This is a genomic window from Avibacterium sp. 21-595 (assembly GCF_023611905.1).
In the GTDB taxonomy this organism is placed as follows: domain Bacteria; phylum Pseudomonadota; class Gammaproteobacteria; order Enterobacterales; family Pasteurellaceae; genus Avibacterium.
Genome location: NZ_CP091455.1, coordinates 1,214,272 through 1,231,783 on the forward strand (window position 1 = coordinate 1,214,272; position 17,512 = coordinate 1,231,783).

Consider the following 17,512-nt stretch of genomic DNA (forward strand, 5'->3'; position numbering starts at 1 on the left):
GAGCAGCTATGAATTATCGGGTATTATTTATTACCGCATTTCTTATTTTAATCGTTGGAATTAGTGGAATATTCTTTTATTCCTCTGATAATTCCTCTTCTCAACCGCAACAAACGGTGGAAGTTCCACAGCCTGAGCCAGAACAGCCTGCAGTGGAAAATCGTGAAAATAATGAAAAGAAAAAGGCATTATTTGCCACAGTAAATAAAAATATTCCTCGCGGGCATATTTTAAAACAACAAGATATTGTGTTTAGTGAACTACCTATTGATGAAAATAGTGTGCTAATGCAATATGATTTAACTTCATTTTTATCTGGACAGGAAAATCCAGAAGATAAAAATACTGAAGATAAAAGATTACGCGGTTTCACCGTTTCACAAGATGTTGCCCAAGGGGATTACCTTTCTCCAAAAATTTTAATTTCTCCAGATGATGAGCGTTTCATTAGCTACACCATCGACCCTACGCGTGAAGTGGCACACACCGCTTGTATTTATGATGTAGATAGTTCTAGTTTAGAAACCCTACAAGCAGGCGATAATGTGGCAGTTTCTGTTTTTGCCGGAAAAGATTCAAACCCAAACAAAGTGAAATTTGTTCCGGTGTTTAAATCGGTAAAATTACTGCAAATTAAGAAAACACCTGTAACGGAAGAAAGCAATAAAAATGAACTCAAAACCTGTGCATTCAAAATTCGTTTAAAACTTGAACCAGCGCAACTTAAAACACTTTATCTTGCTGCAACTGAAAATCGTTTATTAATACTCCCAGAAAATACTGATAAACAGCCAATCAAACAAAATGGCACATTAATTCGTTCTTTAAGAGGTAACTAAAATGCAATTTTCTATTTTTAAATTAGCTCGTGCCGCATTGGTTGTTGGTGCGGTATTTCCATTAAGTGTTTCTGCCCAAGTGTTCAATATGGAAGATGGGCAAAGCCGTACCCTTCAAACTAAAAGTAAAATTGATACGATTTTTATTTCTTCACCTGATGTGGCGGATTATGAAATTATTGGCGATAACAGTTTTATCATTTATGCCAAAGGTGAGGGGGTATCCGAAATTACCGTATTAGATGAAGAAGGTAATGAGTTACGCAACGATACCATTAATGTGAATGGGATGATGAAAGGGCTTGATCGAGCCAATCAACAAATTAGACTTGCCTTTCCAAATACGAATCTTTCGGTGAAACGCGTAGGGCAGGCCTATGTGATTGAAGGCAAAGCGAAATCTGCCGTTGAACAGCAAGAAGTCACACGGATTGTTGGCGAAGCGTTGGGGGCATCAAAAGAAACCATTAAGCGAGAGGTGGATATTAACGGAAATGGCGAAAAAGAACACGTGCCATTCCTTGATGAATATCGTTATAGCAATGTTGTAGATGCATCTACCACCAATGATTCAGCACAAATTAACGTGCAACTTTCTGTTGTAGAAGTGAGTAAAAAATTAACCGATGAAATGGGCATTAATTGGAGCTGGAGTGATTATGCAAGAGCGCTTTCACCGAGTAGTTCAACAGAATCTCACGCGTGGTTAGTTGGTGCGACAAATGGGGTTGGATCTTTAGCTTATGCGGCAACACATTTTGCAACCTTTATTCGTGCGTTGCGTAATGACTCAAAAGGCAGAGTATTAGCAGAACCGAATATTTCACTTTTATCTGGTGAAGTGGGTGGCATTCTGATTGGGGGAGAAGTACCTATTGTTCGCTATGACAGAGATGGGCGTTCCGAAGTCACATATAAAGATTTTGGGATTAAATTAAATGTGGCGGCGAAGTTATTAAAAGATCGTCGTATCCGCGTATTGTTATCTCAAGAAGTAAGCAATATTTCAAACCAAAGTCAAACAAAAGATGGCTTATTAGTGCCTGTGTTTGAATCTCGCCGTTCTCGTTCAACCTTTGAAGTGCCAGATGGCGGTAGCTTTATTCTTGGCGGGTTATATAACGAAACAGATCGTGATGTAATCGCAAAAACACCATTCTTAGCGGACATTCCTGTTTTAGGGGCATTTTTCCGCAGTGTGGATAAAAACAGAGATAAACGTGAGCTAATTGTGGTGGCGACCGTTTACCTTGTTAAACCGACAAGAAGTGATGCGATTGTATATCCTAGCTATAAACCAACAGGTTTGCTTGAAGATATGTTAAAACTTCCAATTCCTGATGATACACGCAACTTCTTTAGACAAGCTGGATTTAGTCAGTAATTAAAATATAGGTTTTTTATAATGCTTTTATTAGATAAAAATAAACTCGGAATTGATGATTCAGTTTCCTCTAGAGTAAGAAAAATTTGTATTATTTCTGACCGTGAGAATGTGAGTACTGCAATTGCACAACTTTTAAGAACGCGTGGATTAGAGCAGATTGAAATTATTCCTAATAATTTTTTAGATGTACAAAAAAAACTTCAGTTATCTGCAGAGATGTATTTTGGCATTATTGTCGATATTCACGATGCCGTGAGTACTGAAGATGTTTTATCCCGTATCCACAGTACAGTGCCACAAAATGTGTGGTGCTGTGTTGTTGGGGATAATGATTCAATTCGTTTTTCACAACGCTTTGCACGCGAAGGATTGCCGTATTTCCATTCGGATTCACAACTTCCTCAAATGGTGGAAAGAATTTTATTAGGCATTAATATGCCAACTAAACGCCATACGGTAAAAGTGTGTGTGTTAGGATGTAAAGGTGGAATTGGCTCAAGTCTTATTTCATTACATTTGGCTAATCGTATTGTTACTGAATCGAAAGTGCCTGTATTACTTGTTCAAGGTAAAGGCGGTTCACAAGACCTTGATATTTTAGTCAATAAGAAAGTTGTGAAAGATGAGGTTGTTGAATACAGCGAATATCTTCATCTTTATCGTGGTCAATTAAATAGCATTCCTGAGAACGTTGCGAGTAGCTATAACTATATCATTTACGACCAGCCAATTTTCAATGTGGATAGAGATGAATTTAATCAATTCTATGATGTTTGTGATAATTTCGTGCTGGTTGCTAATCGTAATCTTGGTGCGTTACGTGTGGCAAAATCATTTTTATCTGAATTAGCGCGCGTTCAAAATGCAGATAAGCGTTTAGCACGCTGTTTCATTTGTGTGGCAGATAATCATCCTGAACTGGCTAAATCAATGTCTATTTCTGATATTGAAACCTTATTAAATGCACAAATTGATACAGTGATCCCTTATTTGTCTAAAATTAATATCAAAAATTCATTAGCAATTAAATTTGGTCGCAAAGGTGAGCAACAATTAAAAAAATTAACACAGTCTGTTATTGGGGTGCTATCAAGAAAATACCATTCTAGCAAGCCTGAGGGATTAAAAGGCGCGTTAATGAAGTTATTAACAGGGAAATAGAAATAGGCGTAAATTATGCTAACTAGGGAAGAACAGATATTTTTCCGTAATGAGATTTTAAGAAATTTGGATATTGATAAATTAGACGAAATCGAAAATGAGCGGGAAAAATTAATTGCCGAGCTTGCCCAAAATGTAAGCCGTATCGCACAACGGAATGATATACATATCGTTGCATCAGACACTCTTTATATGGCAGAAGTAATGGCTGACGAAATTGATGGATATGGCGCAATCCGTGAGCTAATGAATGATGAAACGGTTGCTGATATTTTGGTGAATGGCCCTGACGAGATTTGGGTCGAGCGTGGCGGTGTATTGCAAAGAGAAGACCGCCATTTTATCAATAATGAACAGCTTACTGATATTGCTAAGCGTTTAGTCGCAAAGGTAGGACGTCGTATTGATGAGAGTTTTCCTCTAGTGGATAGCCGATTACCAGATGGTAGCCGTTTAAATGTGGTGATTCCGCCTATTGCATTAGATGGTACGTCAATTTCTATTCGTAAGTTTAGTAAATCGAAAAAATCATTAGGTGAATTGGTTGAGTTTGGTTCAATGAATGTGGCAATGGCTAACTTTTTGATCATTGCCGCGCGTTGTCGAGCGAATATTATTGTATCTGGAGGTACAGGTTCAGGGAAAACAACATTATTGAACGCACTTTCAGCTTATATTTCTTCTACTGAGCGTGTGATAACCCTTGAGGATACGGCGGAGCTACGTTTAGACCAGCCTCACGTTGTGCGTTTAGAAACTCGTCAAGCGGGGGTTGAGCATACTGGGGAAGTTTCTATGCAGGATTTGGTGATAAATGCATTGCGTATGCGTCCTGAACGAATTATTGTTGGGGAATGTCGTGGTGCCGAAGCTTTCCAAATGTTGCAGGCGATGAATACTGGCCACGATGGTTCAATGTCCACATTGCACGCAAATTCACCTCGTGATGCCTTAGCTCGTTTGGAAAGTATGGTTATGATGGCAAGTGCCAAATTACCTTTAGAAGCTATCAGGCGGAATATTGCTTCGGCAGTTAATATTATTATCCAAGTTTCACGTTTAAATGATGGAACGCGTAAAATAATGAATATTACAGAAGTTGCTGGAATGGAAACAGGGCAGATAGTATTACAAGATATTTTTTCCTATGCGCCAAGTAAATTACGAGATGAAAATGGAAAAATTAAAGGTGAGTTTAAATCGCACGGTTTATTACATAGCTCTGTTGTTTACCAAAATGCACAAATGTTTAATCTAAGTGATGAATTGCAACGCATTTTTGAGGAAAGATCTGAATGAGTATGACAATTATTTATTACTTTATTGTTGTATTTGGCGTGTTATTGCTGTTAGCGACAGGGTTGTCTTGGTTTTCAACTAAGAAAACAATTAATCAAACCCAACGTGAGAGCAAATTTACGACGCTATTAACGAAAATCAAAAATCTTTATCGTTTATGGATATTCTACTTTACTCGTGGTAATAAACGAAAACTTATCCCAAATTTGTTAATTAGTGCAGCAATTATCTTTGCATTATATCTCGTCAATTTTGCGTATTTCCGTATTGATAATCACATTTTTCTTCTTAGTGTAATCACTATTATGATTTTAGGGGTATGGAAATTTGGGCAACGACAAAACCGCAAATTGTTTGAGCAAGTTTTTCCTGAAGTGTTACAAATTCTTAATTCGGCATCTTCAGCTGGAAGTGGATTGCTTTCTGCGTTTGAGCGTTGCGGACAAGATATTGGTGGGCAAATTGGCGAAGAATTTAAAAATATTCACCGTCGCTTAGTTCTAGGGGAAGATCCTTCTTCTGTTTTTGATGATAGCTATACTCGTTATCCTTATAAAGAATATTATTTCTTTATTATGACGATTAAATTGAACTTAAGTAAAGGTGGTCAAATTCGAGAAGTCATTAACCGTCTGAGTCGTGTGATTTCTGCAAGCAAAAAAATGGAGCAGAAGAAGAAAGCAATGACTTCAGAAGCAAGAATGTCCGCAATGATTGTAGGCTGCTTCCCCGTAGGATTTTTCATTTTTATGCGTTTTGCTCAGCCAGAAAACTTTGATTTTTTAATTAACAATCCAAGTGGCAGAATCGTCTTGTACGGTGTGTTTGGTAGCCAATTATTCGGCTTTTTAATTATTTGGTGGTTAATGAGGAGAGTATCATGACGACGAAGTTATTACTTATTTTCCTTCTATTAATTTTTCTGAGTTTATTCTTGTTCGTAGTCGCTGTGATAATGAAACGTCGCTATGACTATCAAGCCAAGATAATTCAAGATGTTTCAGATAATAATGAGGAAGAACAAGAAGCTCAACCTAAAAAGAATAAAAAACAACGTGAATTAGAATTAGTACTAATTAATAGTAGCCCTGTGTTATCGGTGCTAGGTATGATTGATAGAAATATTAGACTAAAATTGTTATTAATTGCTTTTTTATCAATATTTGTTTATCTATTTAATTTATCAACACCACAGAAAGACCTTATTGTTTATTATTTGCTGATTGGTATTTTTGTTATTTTATTACCCGGCATTTTGACATCAATGATTCTTAATAGGAAGATTAAATCTATAATGACAGATCTTCCGAGTTTTATCGATCTGGTTGCAGTAAGTGTTCAAACGGGGAATAGTATTGAAGGTGGATTAAAACAGGTTACAGCTGATTTTAAAAAGCTAAATCCAGCGCTAACCTATGTGATGACTAGGATTATGCGTAAGGCTGAATTGTCAGGATTAAGTTCGGCACTTAAGGATTTAGCGGTAGCATTACCAACCACAGAGATCAAAATGTTTTGTACCGTGTTGCAACAAAGTTTGAATTTTGGTTCGTCTATCTATGATCAGTTAATTGTACTTTCGGCTGACATTAGGGAAATTCAATTACTTCAAATTGAAGAGCGGTTAGGAACGCTTGCAGCTAAAATGAGTATTCCATTAATTCTGTTTATTATGTTTCCTATTGTAATTTTGATTTTAGCACCGGGTGCAATGAGGGTTTTTCCAAATGTTTTCTAAAACAATGAGATTATGTACATTACTAAGTGCAGCGCTATTATTATCTGCTTGTTCTCAGTCTGTGTTTACTAAATTTAATCAACAAGATATTTCAGTAAAAGAAAAGTTTTATCTTTCATCAAATAATTATCGTGAATTAATTTCACTTTACCGAGAATCGTTAAAACAGAAAGAAGATCCAGCTATCCGTTATAAACTTGCTGAAAGTTATTATTCTATCGGTGATAGCCGTTCCTCTCAACTTTATTTAGAGCCATTATTGACGTCAAAAGATAAAAAAGCAAACGTGCAAGATGCCTTGTTATTACAAATAAAAAATAATTTACATAATGGTGATTATCGTCAAGCAGTAGAAAATGCGGACAATATGTTATTGTCCTATCCAAATAATGGTGAAGCTTATAACTTACTTGGTATCGCTTACGCTAAATTAGGTGACTATAAGCAAGCAAAAGATAATTTCAATAAAGCACGTTCATATTTTGTTGATGATGTTAAAGTGCTTAATAATCTTGCTATGATAGATATTTTACAAAAAAATTATGCTGGTGCAGTAGATATTCTATTACCTCAATATACAAATGGCGTTAAAGATAATCGCTTAGTGCATAATCTTGTTTTTGCTTTAGTTAAAAAAGGTGATAAAAAATATGCTCTAGATATTATTGAAAAAGAAAATTTAAGCGAAACGCCAGAGGCGCTTGTTGAAGAGTTAAAAAGTGCAAAGCATATTTCAAAATAATTAGAGAAAATAAAAATGATTTCATCGTTAAATAAACTACTAAAACCTTTTCTAACGAATAAAAAAGGTGCAGGAACCGTTGAATTTTCTTTAACTATTGTTATTTTTTTAGTTATTTTGGGTAGCTTATTCGAGCTTGCTCGATTAGCTATTTTATCTGCCTATGTTGATTCATCTGCAATGTTAGCGATTAGAGAAGTGAAAAACACTGAAAATATTTCTGACTATGCAACGCAAGTAGAAGATAAACTGAATACAGTACAACGAGACTGGAGTTGGCTGAATAATAGTCAATTTCAGGTCAATGTAAAGTATTATGGCAACGCCAATCACACGGGGGCAAATAATATTGATGTGATTCAAGATATGATCAATGGAAATGGTGCTGCTACCCCTAAAAATGCGATTTGGGCAGAATATTTTATAAACTATGAGTATAAACCGATGTTTAGTTGGTTTCCAAAAGAGATCGTGAATACGATGATGCAACGTAATATATTGGTGCTACAAGAACATGAAAAATAATGCTATGAATAAGTTTTTTCGCCAACAGAAAGGGGCAGTAATCATTGAATTTGCATTTATGTTGATATTGCTATGTTTGCTTATCGCATTTATGACCGATTTATTTATTGCTCGTTCAACTATTGGAAAATTAGACCGCACTTCATATTCTCTACTGAATGTGATTAAAGAGCGTGCTTACAGTGGTATTCCGAATAAAGATGGAAAGATTGGCGATTCTCCTTCGCAGGATGAAGTAGAGCATTTAATGGAATTAGCAAATCGATTATTGTTTAATGATAAGAATGAGAGACGCGCGGTGGTCTTTGTTGAGCCTTATATATTTGAATTTGGAAAAGGAAACTTCCGCCCACCCGTTGATAATGCGCGCAAGCCTCCATTTACAACGCCTCCTGATCTGCATTCTTCAAATGCAAATGGGCATAAAGGTTGCCAGCAACCACCTATTCGTAACTTCAATAATATTGTGCCTCTTTCAGAGATAGAAAATAAGCAGCGTTTTGTGCCGATTATTCGGGTTACGGTTTGTATTCCTGAAGCGCCAAGTTTATTTTTAGCGCTGATGTCTTTTTTCGGAAAAGAGCCAAAGAAAAGCGCGTATTATACCTCTTCTTCTGTTGGCGTTGTTAGAGCATCGTCTTTTGTGAATAGTCAATAATTAGAGAACTCATTACTATGTTAAATTCACGCATTTATTGCAAAGTAACAGCCCTATTTACTTCATTTGTTAAGCAACAAACTGGCGTATATGGAATGATAATGGGGTTAATTACTGCTTTTCTTCTTGTAATCATTGGTTTTACCATTGATGGTTCAGGGGTTCTTCTAGACCGTGCAAGATTGTCGGATTCCCTTGAACAAGCCGCTTTAGTGGTGACTTCAGAAAATAATAAATATCGTAATGATGAATATATTTTGGGCAGTGCTACAACAGCAAATGGCAAAAAAGTGAGAAATGATCAGCTCGTTAAACAGCGTGATGAAAATATGATAAAAGCCTATATGGCTCTTTATGCCAATGCTTATAGCAAAGTTAAAAATATAAATTATGACTGTGATAAAGAAAATAACCGTATTATTTGCTATGTTCAAGGGGAATTGGAACGAAGTTCTTTATTACCTATTAGCTTTAATAAAGATGTTTTTATCCCAACTCGTATTGACATTGATCAATATGGAAGAGCATTTAAAGAAGAAAAAAGCGCTCCGCCATTGGATATTATGTTTGCAGTAAATTTTTCTAGTGAAGTTTATACAGGCATTGCTGATAACCCTAATGGCAGTGTGTGTAATGGCCCATATAGAGTCAAAGCAGACAATATTACTGTTGAAAATCATCTTACTCGATTAGCAAAATGTGGTATTACGCCTTGGGCAGATTCTATTTTTGAAAGCCTCAAAAAATATGTCAATATGCTAGAAATTTTTAAGGCTTCCACTAATAATGGACAACCAAATAATAACCGTATTGGGTTAACCGCATTTGCACTTGGCGCTCAACCGATTAATGAAGGAAATAATGTGTGTGCATTGCCATTTAAATTTCCTTCCGACAAAAGATTTAATGACCCGCTTGTTGAAAGCCAAACCTTTGTTTCTGAAAAGATAAGTGATAATTGGGAATATCGAGTTAGAACGGTTAATTTGCCTGATGTGAAGACAAACTTGAAAGATATGTTACAAACAATCAATAGGCATTTAGTCACTCGCGCAGATACCTATGATTCAATGGAGCCAGGGGTTTTAGTGGCTAAATATCTTCCGCTTTCATTGGATATTTGGCCAGAAGATTTAGAACAAGATTTTCAAAATGGTAAGCAAGGCAGCAAGCGTACTTGGTATGACATTAGACCAGAGAAACAATATTTAGACCTTAATTTGGGATCACCTAATAAAGCGGTGTATGACACAATTGATCAAATCGTTGATCCTACAACAAGGGAAAAATATACCGCATACCGAATTATTAAAGCGTCAATTAATGCTAAAGGAAAAGGGTATTCGCCGACTGCTAGCGAGAAAAAAGCCCTCTCTGATGCACTGAAATCCTTGGCACAGGATAAAGATGTGAGAGGCTATGGAGTTGATGATGAAAGTACCCGCCAAAGTTGGCTAACCCTCAATAAGAAAAATGGCACGCGAGTAGGGCTTTGTTTTGATTATTCAGGCAAGAACAGTAAGGCGACAACACCTCAAGCTGATTCTGCGTGGTTTACAAATTTGGCGGATTTTACAAGTAAATTAGATTATAACTCCTCATCTACCCATTTAGGAGGCGGAAAACTTGGCGTGAGTGGGTTATTGATGGGTGCTTATAATATGGTGGCAAACACAGACACACAACAAAAAGCTAACCAGAATAAAAAACGTGTGCTTGTTTTTGTGGATACAGGGTTTGAAGATGATATGTCAACCTTCAACTCGCTAACTAAACTTTATCAAAAGAGTTGGACATACGATCCATCAGTTAATCCATACAGAACGGAGAATGGAAATTCAATTACATTAGATAAAAAATGGACCTTAGATAATTCTCGTTATGTTACCTCAACTTGGTACTATAATAAATTCAATCAAAGAGTTGACGGAGAGCCTTATTTGGAATATCGCAAAGCGAATCAGCTTTATGCGTTAATTACGCCCGCTTTCTTAAAAAAAGGTTCTTCAGATGATACCAGTGCAAATAGCTCGCATCCAAGCCCAGCGATATGTGATGCAATTAGGGCAAGATTTATGAGTTCTCCTTTCCAAGATCCACAAGTAGGGGAGGTGTATGATCCAGAAATTGTTTATATCCAATACCGCTCTGCGCAGCTTGGAAATAACTATCGCTCTAAAACCGATAAATATTGGGAACAATGTGCAGATAAAGCGTTCTTTATTGGTATAAGTGATAATGGGGCAGTAGATCAATCGCAAGATCAAAAGATAAGAGATTATTTTACCTCTTTGCAAGAACAATCAGCTACGAGTAATATGTCTGGAAAAGAAATCGAAGAAGTTGGGCGTAGCTTAACAAAATAGCCAGAAAATGATTAAGAAATAAAGCTACTGTAATGAGCAGTAGCTTTTTATTTACTAGGAAACAATACACATAAAAAGAGCGATGAAAATTTGTTATTTTTTCACCGCTCTTTATTTTTTAACTCATTTAAAACCTAGAAATTCGCATTTCTCGGTGCGCGTGGGAATGGGATCACATCGCGGATATTTTGCACGCCAGTTACATAAACGATTAAACGTTCAAAACCAAGACCAAAGCCTGAATGTGGTACAGTACCATAACGGCGGAGATCGCGATACCACCAGTAATCTTCTGGGTTTAAGCCCATTTCTACCATACGTTTATCCAACACGTCTAGGCGTTCTTCACGTTGTGAACCACCGATAATTTCACCAATTCCCGGGGCTAATACATCCATTGCCGCTACGGTTTTTCCGTCATCATTTAAACGCATATAAAACGCTTTGATATCTTTTGGATAGTTTTTCACCACTACTGGGGATTTAAAATATTCTTCTGCTAAATAGCGTTCGTGTTCAGAGGATAAATCAATCCCCCAAGAAACAGGGAATTCAAATTTTTTGCCTGATTTTAATAAGACGTCAATGGCATCTGTGTAATCAATTTGTGCAAAATCAGAATGAATAAAATTTTCTAAACGGCTGATAACAGAACTATCAACGTGTTTTTCAAAGAATTTAAGATCATCTTTACGCTCATCTAATACGGCACGGAACACATATTTAAGCATCGCTTCGGCGAGTTTTGCGTTATCATTCAGATCTGCAAAAGCAACTTCAGGTTCAACCATCCAGAATTCTGCCAAGTGGCGAGTAGTATTAGAATTTTCCGCACGGAATGTTGGGCCAAAGGTATAGATTTTACTTAATGCACAAGCATAAGTTTCCCCATTTAGCTGACCAGATACGGTTAAAAAGGCTTCTTTACCGAAAAAATCTTGCGAAAAATCCACCGCACCTTGTTCGGTACGTGGTAAATTTTCTAAATCTAGGGTTGAAACACGGAACATTTCCCCCGCACCTTCAGTGTCAGATGCCGTAATCAGTGGCGTTGCTACCCAATAAAAACCTTGTTCGTGAAAGAAGCGGTGAATGGCTTGAGCCAAACAATGACGAACACGTGCGACTGCACCGATGATATTAGTGCGAGGACGAAGGTGTGCCACTTCACGCAAATATTCAATACTGTGGCGTTTAGCCGCCATTGGATAGGTATCAGGATCTTCCACCCAACCGGCTACTTCCACCTTTTCCGCTTGTAATTCTACTGCTTGCCCCTCTGCTGGGGATTCCACCACTTTACCTGTAACAATCACCGAGCAACCGGTGGTTAAGCGTAGGATTTCTTCTTGATAATTCGCAATATCATTATTGACGATCACTTGGATAGGGTCGAAACAAGAACCATCATACACCGCAAGGAAAGAAAGCCCTGCTTTAGAATCACGACGGGTACGCACCCAACCACGCACGGTAACCTGATCACCGATTTGAATTTTGCCTTGTAATACCTCTGCAATAGGGGCAATTTGTGTCATATAAACCTCAATCAAAAAATTTAGCGTAAAAACCCGCTTAGTTTACCGCAACTCAAGAAATTTGCCAAAATGAATTATTCAATTGTTTTTGTGAACTTGCCCACAAAATTGAAGTAAATAACTTGTTTTTAGGTGGCAACCTGATATAAAAAAACAATAATTTCATTTCAAAAATTTAATCCGTTGTGGGGCATTATGATCAAGGAAAGAAAACAAGATAAGTATGTCTTAAAATTACAACAATTAGGGAAAGTGTATCGGCTAATTGAACAATTTGAAGAAATTTCGCGGATTGATCTTTCAAAGCTTTCGCATTTAGCACCAGCGACGATCACCTCTTTAACCCGTCAGCTTATTAATGAACGATTAATTATTGAAAAAGCCGTGCGAAATACAGAAAACCGTGGACGTCCAGCAATTGGTTTATGTGTATCGCCTTTTTTCTGGCAGTCGTTATGTGCGGTGCTGAGTGAAGATCGTTTTGATATATTTCTTTGTGAATTAGATGGCACACCGTTGGCAGAACATTCTTTCCCGCTACGCAGTGAAGAATTTGCACAATTAGATCGCGTTTTAGTGGGGTACGTGCAAGCGTTTTTAGAAAAAACCAAACTCGAACCTTATAAAGTCATCACCTTTTCCATTGCCGTAACTGGGGAGTTAGATAATGAAGAGAGATATGTTTATCACCTTGGCAATCGCCAGCTAACACTTGATCTGAAAGCCTTATTTCACCCTTATTTTAAAATGCCTGTTATGGTAACGGATTATTTCCAAACGTGGTTGTTTGCCGAAAGCTCTGTGGGCAGTGTGATTGGTTGTGATCACGTTTTATTTTTACAACTTGATGAACGAGTCAATTTAAGCGTATTATCACAAGGTGATGTGTTACGATGTAACAAACAGCCAAAGATGAATATTGATAAGCTCATTACGCCAACGTTCAACCCAATTCAGCATCAACTCAATCCTCACTTACCTGAAACGGAACGTCATCAAATTATCAATCAGCTCACACATCAAGCTATTTATAAATTGATTGATTTGGCGTATCCCGACAATCAACAAGTGAATAATATTGAAAAAATTCACTTTTTATGTAAAAAAGCACAAGGCAATGAGGCAAAAGCGATTGATATTATTCACCATATCGCGGATTTAACGGCTTATCATTTAATGTGTTTAGTTAATATGTTTTCCTCTAAAAAAGTGATGTTAAACACCTGTTTATTGAGTGCAAAAGAGATTTTCTTAGCGCGCTTAAATCAACGTTTATCCCTTTATCATTGCAATGTGGAAGTAGTAACGAGCCGCTATAAATGGAATAGCCCTGAAGTCTTAACTGCAGCAATTAAGCAAGGGATTTATGATGGCAGTTTGCTCGGTGATCTACTGAAAAATAAAGAAAAATTGTGTTAGCTCAATACTCTCATTATGAAATTCCTTTAGAATTCCAAACAAATGGGATCATAAGGAAAAAATGATGAGCTACTTTTTTGTTACAGGAACGGATACCAATGTAGGAAAAACGGTATCCAGTCGTGCCATTATCCAAGCCTTGCAAAATCAAGGTATTCAAATTGTAGGTTATAAACCGATTGCGTGTTGCCAAGAGGATTGGGCTTATCGTGAAAGCCCAATAGAAAGCGATTATGGACAAGAAAATAATTCTGATGTCCTAACCTTAATTGACGCCACAAAAGAGAATGTAACCTACCGAGACGTGAATAGTTATAGCTTTTCCCACAGTTTGCCAATGTTAAGTGAAGACGGAGAACGCATTGATATAAAAAAAATTAACGCCGATCTCACCGCACTTACTCAGCGTTATCAATCTGTGCTAGTGGAGGGGGCATTTGGTTGGCTTACTCCAATGAATAAAGAATATAGCTTTGCCAGTTGGGCAATCTCGCACAAAATGCCAGTCGTGCTTGTGGTTGGCATTAAAGAAGGTTGCATTAATCACGCCTTGTTGACGGCGCAATCCATTCAACAATCAGGCTTACCCTTATTAGGCTGGATAGCCAATCGCATTAATCCCGGTTTAGCCCATTATGCAGAAATGATTGAAATGCTCAGCGAAAAAATTGACGCTCCATTACTTGGGCAAATTCCCTATGTTCATCGTCCTGAAGAACAAGAACTCGGGCATTACATCACTAATCTTGAGCGTTTGACTTATCTGCAAACGGAATGGGTGAAGTAGAGTAGATGAAGTAAGCGAAATTCATTAGTTGAATGATTATTAAAGTGCGGTACAAAAAATCAGAATTTTTCCACCGCACTTTGTTTTTCGCTATTATTGAATATTACTTTTGTCTAAAGCACTACAAATGCGCCGTGCTATTCACTGTTTCTAACACAAAACGCCCCGCACTTTCGTTTTCAGCTTGTTCATAACGCACAATGCTAATAGAGGTATTTGCCAAGCGTGTTACTCGCGGATTTTCACGATGGTTTTGCCAAGTTGAGCCGTCAAATAAAGCGAGCAATAAATGTAGTGTATGACCGTGAGAAACCACCAAAATATTGCCTGAATGATGTACTTGAATAATTTCATCAATGGCTTTCATTGCCCGTTTAGCTAATTCACCAAAGGTTTCGCCACGATTGCTTTTAGCCTGAAAATTGGCGGGATCTTTAGTCATTTGTTGATATTCTTCGTTTTGACGAAGGTGGCTCACTAATGCCCCTTCCCAAGAGCCAAAGCTATGCTCATTTAAGCCTTTATGTTGAAAAAAGGGAATATTTCGTTCGCCAATAATGTATTCTGCGGTATCCATCGCGCGTTTTAACACACTTGAATAGGCTGCAACAAAGGGAATATTGGCTAAGTGTTTGCCTGTTTTCATTGCTCCTTCAATACCTTCGGCGATCAGTGGTGAATCGCCTTGTCCTTGTAATAAACCTTGTTCGTTCCAAACGGTACGTCCGTGGCGGACGAAATAAAAGGTAAGTTGTTTTTTCATTACTATCCTTAAAAACGTTGAAAATTTATACCGCATTTATAAAAGTGGGCTGAATAAGAAAAATAAACGTTCGATAACGCGTTGATAAACAGGACGTTTTACCCAATCTTTATAGGTTAATAATGAAGAACTTTGGCGGTAATTTTCTTGCAAGAGGGTAACTTCATTAGCAAAAGTTTGATCTTCCACTACCATTGTAACTTCAAAATTTAACATAAAACTGCGCATATCCATATTTACCGTTCCGACTAAGACAAGGCGGTTATCAATCAACACACTTTTGGTATGTAATAGCCCTTGTTCAAATTGATAAATTTTTACTCCAGCAGCAAGAAGATCTTCAAAGAAAGTACGGCTCGCCCAGCTAACCATTAAAGAATCATTTTTCTTTGGCAGAATTAGCGTCACATCAATACCGCGTAACGCCGCAATGCGTAATGCTTCGGCAATGCTATGGCTTGGCACAAAATAAGGCGAGGTAATCGTGATGCTTTTACGCGCGGAGAAAATCGCAATAGAAAGAGATTGCGCCATTAAGTCATCTGGAAATCCCGGGCCTGTCGCAAGAATCTGTACGGCGTGAGAATTGTTCTTCTCTATGGGCAATAAAGGGCAATTAGGCAACTGCAATGGGATTTCTTTATCACTTTCAATTTGCCAATCCCACGCATACAGCCCATTTAGCACCGCTGACACCGCACCATTAATACGCACCATAATATCCACCCATTGCCCAACGTGGCTGTCTTGTTTGAAATATTTCGGATCGACCATATTCATACTGCCTGTATAAGCAATCTGATTATCGATCACTATAATTTTGCGGTGTTGGCGTAAATCAATACGACTAAAAAACATCCGTAGTAAATTAACGTGTAGCGCTTCGGTGATTTCAATGCCACTTTCTTTCATTTCACGGCAATGTTTACTTTTCAAAAATTGACGACTGCCTACACTATCAAGCAATATTCGCACTGTTACGCCGCGCTTTTGTGCAGCAATTAGCGCGTGTTGCACGTCTTCCACTAGGCCACCATTCCACCAAATATAAAACACCATATTGATGCTATGTTTGGCTTGATGAATATCATCAATAATGCTTTTTATGATACTTTCTGGCGTCTCTAAAATATGCAGTTCATTACCCAGCACACAAGGAATATTTAAGCGACTTTTAGCTAAGTCAAAAATTGGGCGATAAAGCAGAGTATTATGGTGATTGATTAATTGCGGGCATTGTGAAAAATCGCCAAACCATTGATTAAATTTCGGTGCAAGTAAACGAAATGCCTTTGCACGTTTTGTCCCTAATTTCACTTCGCCAAATACTAAATAGGCGATAATGCCTACCACGGGGACGAGATAAATTATCATCAACCAAGAAAGGGTAGCTGAAACGGATTGTTTTTTAATCACCAATCGCATTGTAATGGAGATCGTTAAAATCCAAATCAGAACAGGGATGAGATATGCTATAATCTGTTGAAAAGTAAAATTCATTTATTTTTAACCGCACTTTTATAAATGTCTAATTATGCCAGAGATCACAACGCCAATGTTTGACATTGTTTTTCAGCACGCTGATTTTATCATTATTCACAAGCCTTGTGGCATTTCCGTACATAAAGATGAGCAAGAGGTTGGTCTAACCACCTTAATGGCTCAACAATTGAATTTACCCCAAGTTTGGCTGGTGCATCGCTTAGATAGGGCGACGTCAGGATTGTTGATTTTAGCATTGAATAAGCAAGCTGCGGCAACGTTGTCTGGGTTATTTGCTAGTCATCGCATCGCGAAAACCTATCTGGCGCTATCCACTGAAAAGCCGAAGAAAAAACAAGGACGGATCATTGGGGATATGCAAAAATCGCGTAATGGGACGTGGAAATTATGCCAAAGCAAGGAAAATCCTGCCATTACACATTTTTCTTCGCTAAGCTGTGAACCCAATTTACGCCTGTTTATGTTATTTCCGCAAACAGGCAGAACCCATCAGCTACGAGTGGCAATGAAAAGTTTAGGAAGTCCCATTTTAGGTGATGAACGTTATGGCGGAAATAAGCAAAAATCCGACCGCACTTATTTACATTGTTATCAGCTTGAATTTACTTATGAAAACCAGCAAATTTGTGTGAAAGCCTTACCCAAAACAGGTGAATTTTTTACCGCACTTTCCGTGCAAGAAAAAATTCAACAATGGGAAAGGCAGAATAATTGCGAAAAGCCACAATAAAAACGTGATTTTTTAAGGCGTTAGTATTATCATTAAGAAATTTTTCAGATGTTATAT

General features: G+C 37.5%; 16 protein-coding genes. 13 read left to right on the plus strand and 3 right to left on the minus strand.

Translation table 11 applies throughout. The features are described 5' to 3' along the window. The first annotated feature begins 8 nt into the window (after window positions 1-8). Genes L4F92_RS05660 through L4F92_RS05705 form a run of 10 tightly spaced genes read left to right on the plus strand, consistent with a single transcriptional unit; the run spans window position 9 to window position 10,715 of the window. A complete protein-coding gene (locus L4F92_RS05660) occupies window positions 9-839 on the plus strand; it encodes a hypothetical protein (RefSeq protein ID WP_250362992.1) in 831 nt (276 codons plus the stop codon). Between the two features lies 1 nt (window position 840). Next, window positions 841-2,223: a type II and III secretion system protein family protein gene (locus L4F92_RS05665; RefSeq protein ID WP_250362993.1), complete on the plus strand. Its 1,383-nt coding sequence runs from the start codon at window positions 841-843 to the stop codon at window positions 2,221-2,223. A gap of 21 nt (window positions 2,224-2,244) precedes the next feature. Then, window positions 2,245-3,387, plus strand: a complete 1,143-nt coding sequence (locus L4F92_RS05670) for a pilus assembly protein (RefSeq protein ID WP_250362994.1) — start codon at window positions 2,245-2,247, stop codon at window positions 3,385-3,387. A 15-nt stretch (window positions 3,388-3,402) separates the two neighbouring features. Further along, complete coding sequence (locus tag L4F92_RS05675) at window positions 3,403-4,686, plus strand: CpaF family protein (RefSeq protein WP_250362995.1); 1,284 nt, start codon at window positions 3,403-3,405, stop codon at window positions 4,684-4,686. Window positions 4,687-4,688: 2 nt separating this feature from the next. Continuing rightward, window positions 4,689-5,570 (plus strand): type II secretion system F family protein, encoded by an 882-nt coding sequence (locus tag L4F92_RS05680; protein WP_250364562.1) that lies wholly within the window; start codon window positions 4,689-4,691, stop codon window positions 5,568-5,570. Then, window positions 5,567-6,424, plus strand: coding sequence for a type II secretion system F family protein (locus L4F92_RS05685; protein ID WP_250362996.1), 858 nt, complete (start codon window positions 5,567-5,569; stop codon window positions 6,422-6,424). The genes L4F92_RS05680 and L4F92_RS05685 overlap by 4 nt, the downstream gene beginning before the upstream one ends. Further along, a complete protein-coding gene (locus L4F92_RS05690; RefSeq protein WP_250362997.1) occupies window positions 6,414-7,166 on the plus strand; it encodes a tetratricopeptide repeat protein in 753 nt (250 codons plus the stop codon). Before L4F92_RS05685 ends, L4F92_RS05690 begins: the two co-directional genes overlap by 11 nt. Before the next feature lie 15 nt (window positions 7,167-7,181). Further along, complete coding sequence (locus L4F92_RS05695) at window positions 7,182-7,691, plus strand: TadE/TadG family type IV pilus assembly protein (RefSeq protein WP_250362998.1); 510 nt, start codon at window positions 7,182-7,184, stop codon at window positions 7,689-7,691. Between the two features lie 4 nt (window positions 7,692-7,695). Next, complete coding sequence (gene tadF / locus L4F92_RS05700; protein WP_250362999.1) at window positions 7,696-8,349, plus strand: tight adherence pilus pseudopilin TadF; 654 nt, start codon at window positions 7,696-7,698, stop codon at window positions 8,347-8,349. Window positions 8,350-8,366: 17 nt separating this feature from the next. After that, the gene (locus L4F92_RS05705) at window positions 8,367-10,715 is read left to right on the plus strand and encodes a TadE/TadG family type IV pilus assembly protein (protein ID WP_250363000.1); all 2,349 of its coding nucleotides are present in this window, start codon (window positions 8,367-8,369) and stop codon (window positions 10,713-10,715) included. Window positions 10,716-10,849: 134 nt separating this feature from the next. Here the strand turns inward: L4F92_RS05705 and asnS are convergent, their stop codons facing one another. Beyond that, on the minus strand, window positions 10,850-12,253 hold the full coding sequence (asnS, locus tag L4F92_RS05710; RefSeq protein ID WP_250363001.1) for an asparagine--tRNA ligase: 1,404 nt from the start codon (window positions 12,251-12,253) through the stop codon (window positions 10,850-10,852). 195 nt (window positions 12,254-12,448) lie between these two features. Between asnS and L4F92_RS05715 the strand changes: the two genes are divergently transcribed. After that, window positions 12,449-13,672 carry an ROK family protein gene (locus L4F92_RS05715; protein ID WP_250363002.1) on the plus strand — a complete coding sequence of 408 codons (1,224 nt, stop codon included), beginning with the start codon at window positions 12,449-12,451 and terminating at the stop codon, window positions 13,670-13,672. A gap of 64 nt (window positions 13,673-13,736) precedes the next feature. After that, window positions 13,737-14,459, plus strand: coding sequence for a dethiobiotin synthase (gene bioD, locus L4F92_RS05720; protein ID WP_250364563.1), 723 nt, complete (start codon window positions 13,737-13,739; stop codon window positions 14,457-14,459). 121 nt (window positions 14,460-14,580) lie between these two features. Here the strand turns inward: bioD and L4F92_RS05725 are convergent, their stop codons facing one another. Together L4F92_RS05725 and cls are read right to left on the minus strand one after the other, a co-directional pair. Continuing rightward, window positions 14,581-15,222 carry a histidine phosphatase family protein gene (locus tag L4F92_RS05725; RefSeq protein ID WP_250363003.1) on the minus strand — a complete coding sequence of 214 codons (642 nt, stop codon included), beginning with the start codon at window positions 15,220-15,222 and terminating at the stop codon, window positions 14,581-14,583. A gap of 36 nt (window positions 15,223-15,258) precedes the next feature. Beyond that, window positions 15,259-16,722, minus strand: a complete 1,464-nt coding sequence (cls, locus tag L4F92_RS05730; protein WP_250350260.1) for a cardiolipin synthase — start codon at window positions 16,720-16,722, stop codon at window positions 15,259-15,261. 34 nt (window positions 16,723-16,756) lie between these two features. Between cls and L4F92_RS05735 the strand changes: the two genes are divergently transcribed. After that, window positions 16,757-17,455, plus strand: coding sequence for a TIGR01621 family pseudouridine synthase (locus L4F92_RS05735; protein WP_250350259.1), 699 nt, complete (start codon window positions 16,757-16,759; stop codon window positions 17,453-17,455). Window positions 17,456-17,512: the final 57 nt, after the last annotated feature.

Bases quoted from the DNA above. Each gene is read 5' to 3' on its own strand.
- tadF (WP_250362999.1), top strand. From the start codon at position 7,696: ATGAATAAGTTTTTTCGCCAACAGAAAGGGGCAGTAATCATTGAATTT.
- L4F92_RS05675 (WP_250362995.1), top strand. From the start codon at position 3,403: ATGCTAACTAGGGAAGAACAGATATTTTTCCGTAATGAGATTTTAAGA.
- L4F92_RS05735 (WP_250350259.1), top strand. From the start codon at position 16,757: ATGCCAGAGATCACAACGCCAATGTTTGACATTGTTTTTCAGCACGCT.
- L4F92_RS05680 (WP_250364562.1), top strand. From the start codon at position 4,689: ATGACAATTATTTATTACTTTATTGTTGTATTTGGCGTGTTATTGCTG.
- L4F92_RS05705 (WP_250363000.1), top strand. From the start codon at position 8,367: ATGTTAAATTCACGCATTTATTGCAAAGTAACAGCCCTATTTACTTCA.
- L4F92_RS05695 (WP_250362998.1), top strand. From the start codon at position 7,182: ATGATTTCATCGTTAAATAAACTACTAAAACCTTTTCTAACGAATAAA.
- cls (WP_250350260.1), bottom strand. From the start codon at position 16,722: ATGAATTTTACTTTTCAACAGATTATAGCATATCTCATCCCTGTTCTG.
- L4F92_RS05670 (WP_250362994.1), top strand. From the start codon at position 2,245: ATGCTTTTATTAGATAAAAATAAACTCGGAATTGATGATTCAGTTTCC.
- L4F92_RS05685 (WP_250362996.1), top strand. From the start codon at position 5,567: ATGACGACGAAGTTATTACTTATTTTCCTTCTATTAATTTTTCTGAGT.
- L4F92_RS05715 (WP_250363002.1), top strand. From the start codon at position 12,449: ATGATCAAGGAAAGAAAACAAGATAAGTATGTCTTAAAATTACAACAA.
- L4F92_RS05660 (WP_250362992.1), top strand. From the start codon at position 9: ATGAATTATCGGGTATTATTTATTACCGCATTTCTTATTTTAATCGTT.
- asnS (WP_250363001.1), bottom strand. From the start codon at position 12,253: ATGACACAAATTGCCCCTATTGCAGAGGTATTACAAGGCAAAATTCAA.
- L4F92_RS05725 (WP_250363003.1), bottom strand. From the start codon at position 15,222: ATGAAAAAACAACTTACCTTTTATTTCGTCCGCCACGGACGTACCGTT.
- L4F92_RS05690 (WP_250362997.1), top strand. From the start codon at position 6,414: ATGTTTTCTAAAACAATGAGATTATGTACATTACTAAGTGCAGCGCTA.
- bioD (WP_250364563.1), top strand. From the start codon at position 13,737: ATGAGCTACTTTTTTGTTACAGGAACGGATACCAATGTAGGAAAAACG.
- L4F92_RS05665 (WP_250362993.1), top strand. From the start codon at position 841: ATGCAATTTTCTATTTTTAAATTAGCTCGTGCCGCATTGGTTGTTGGT.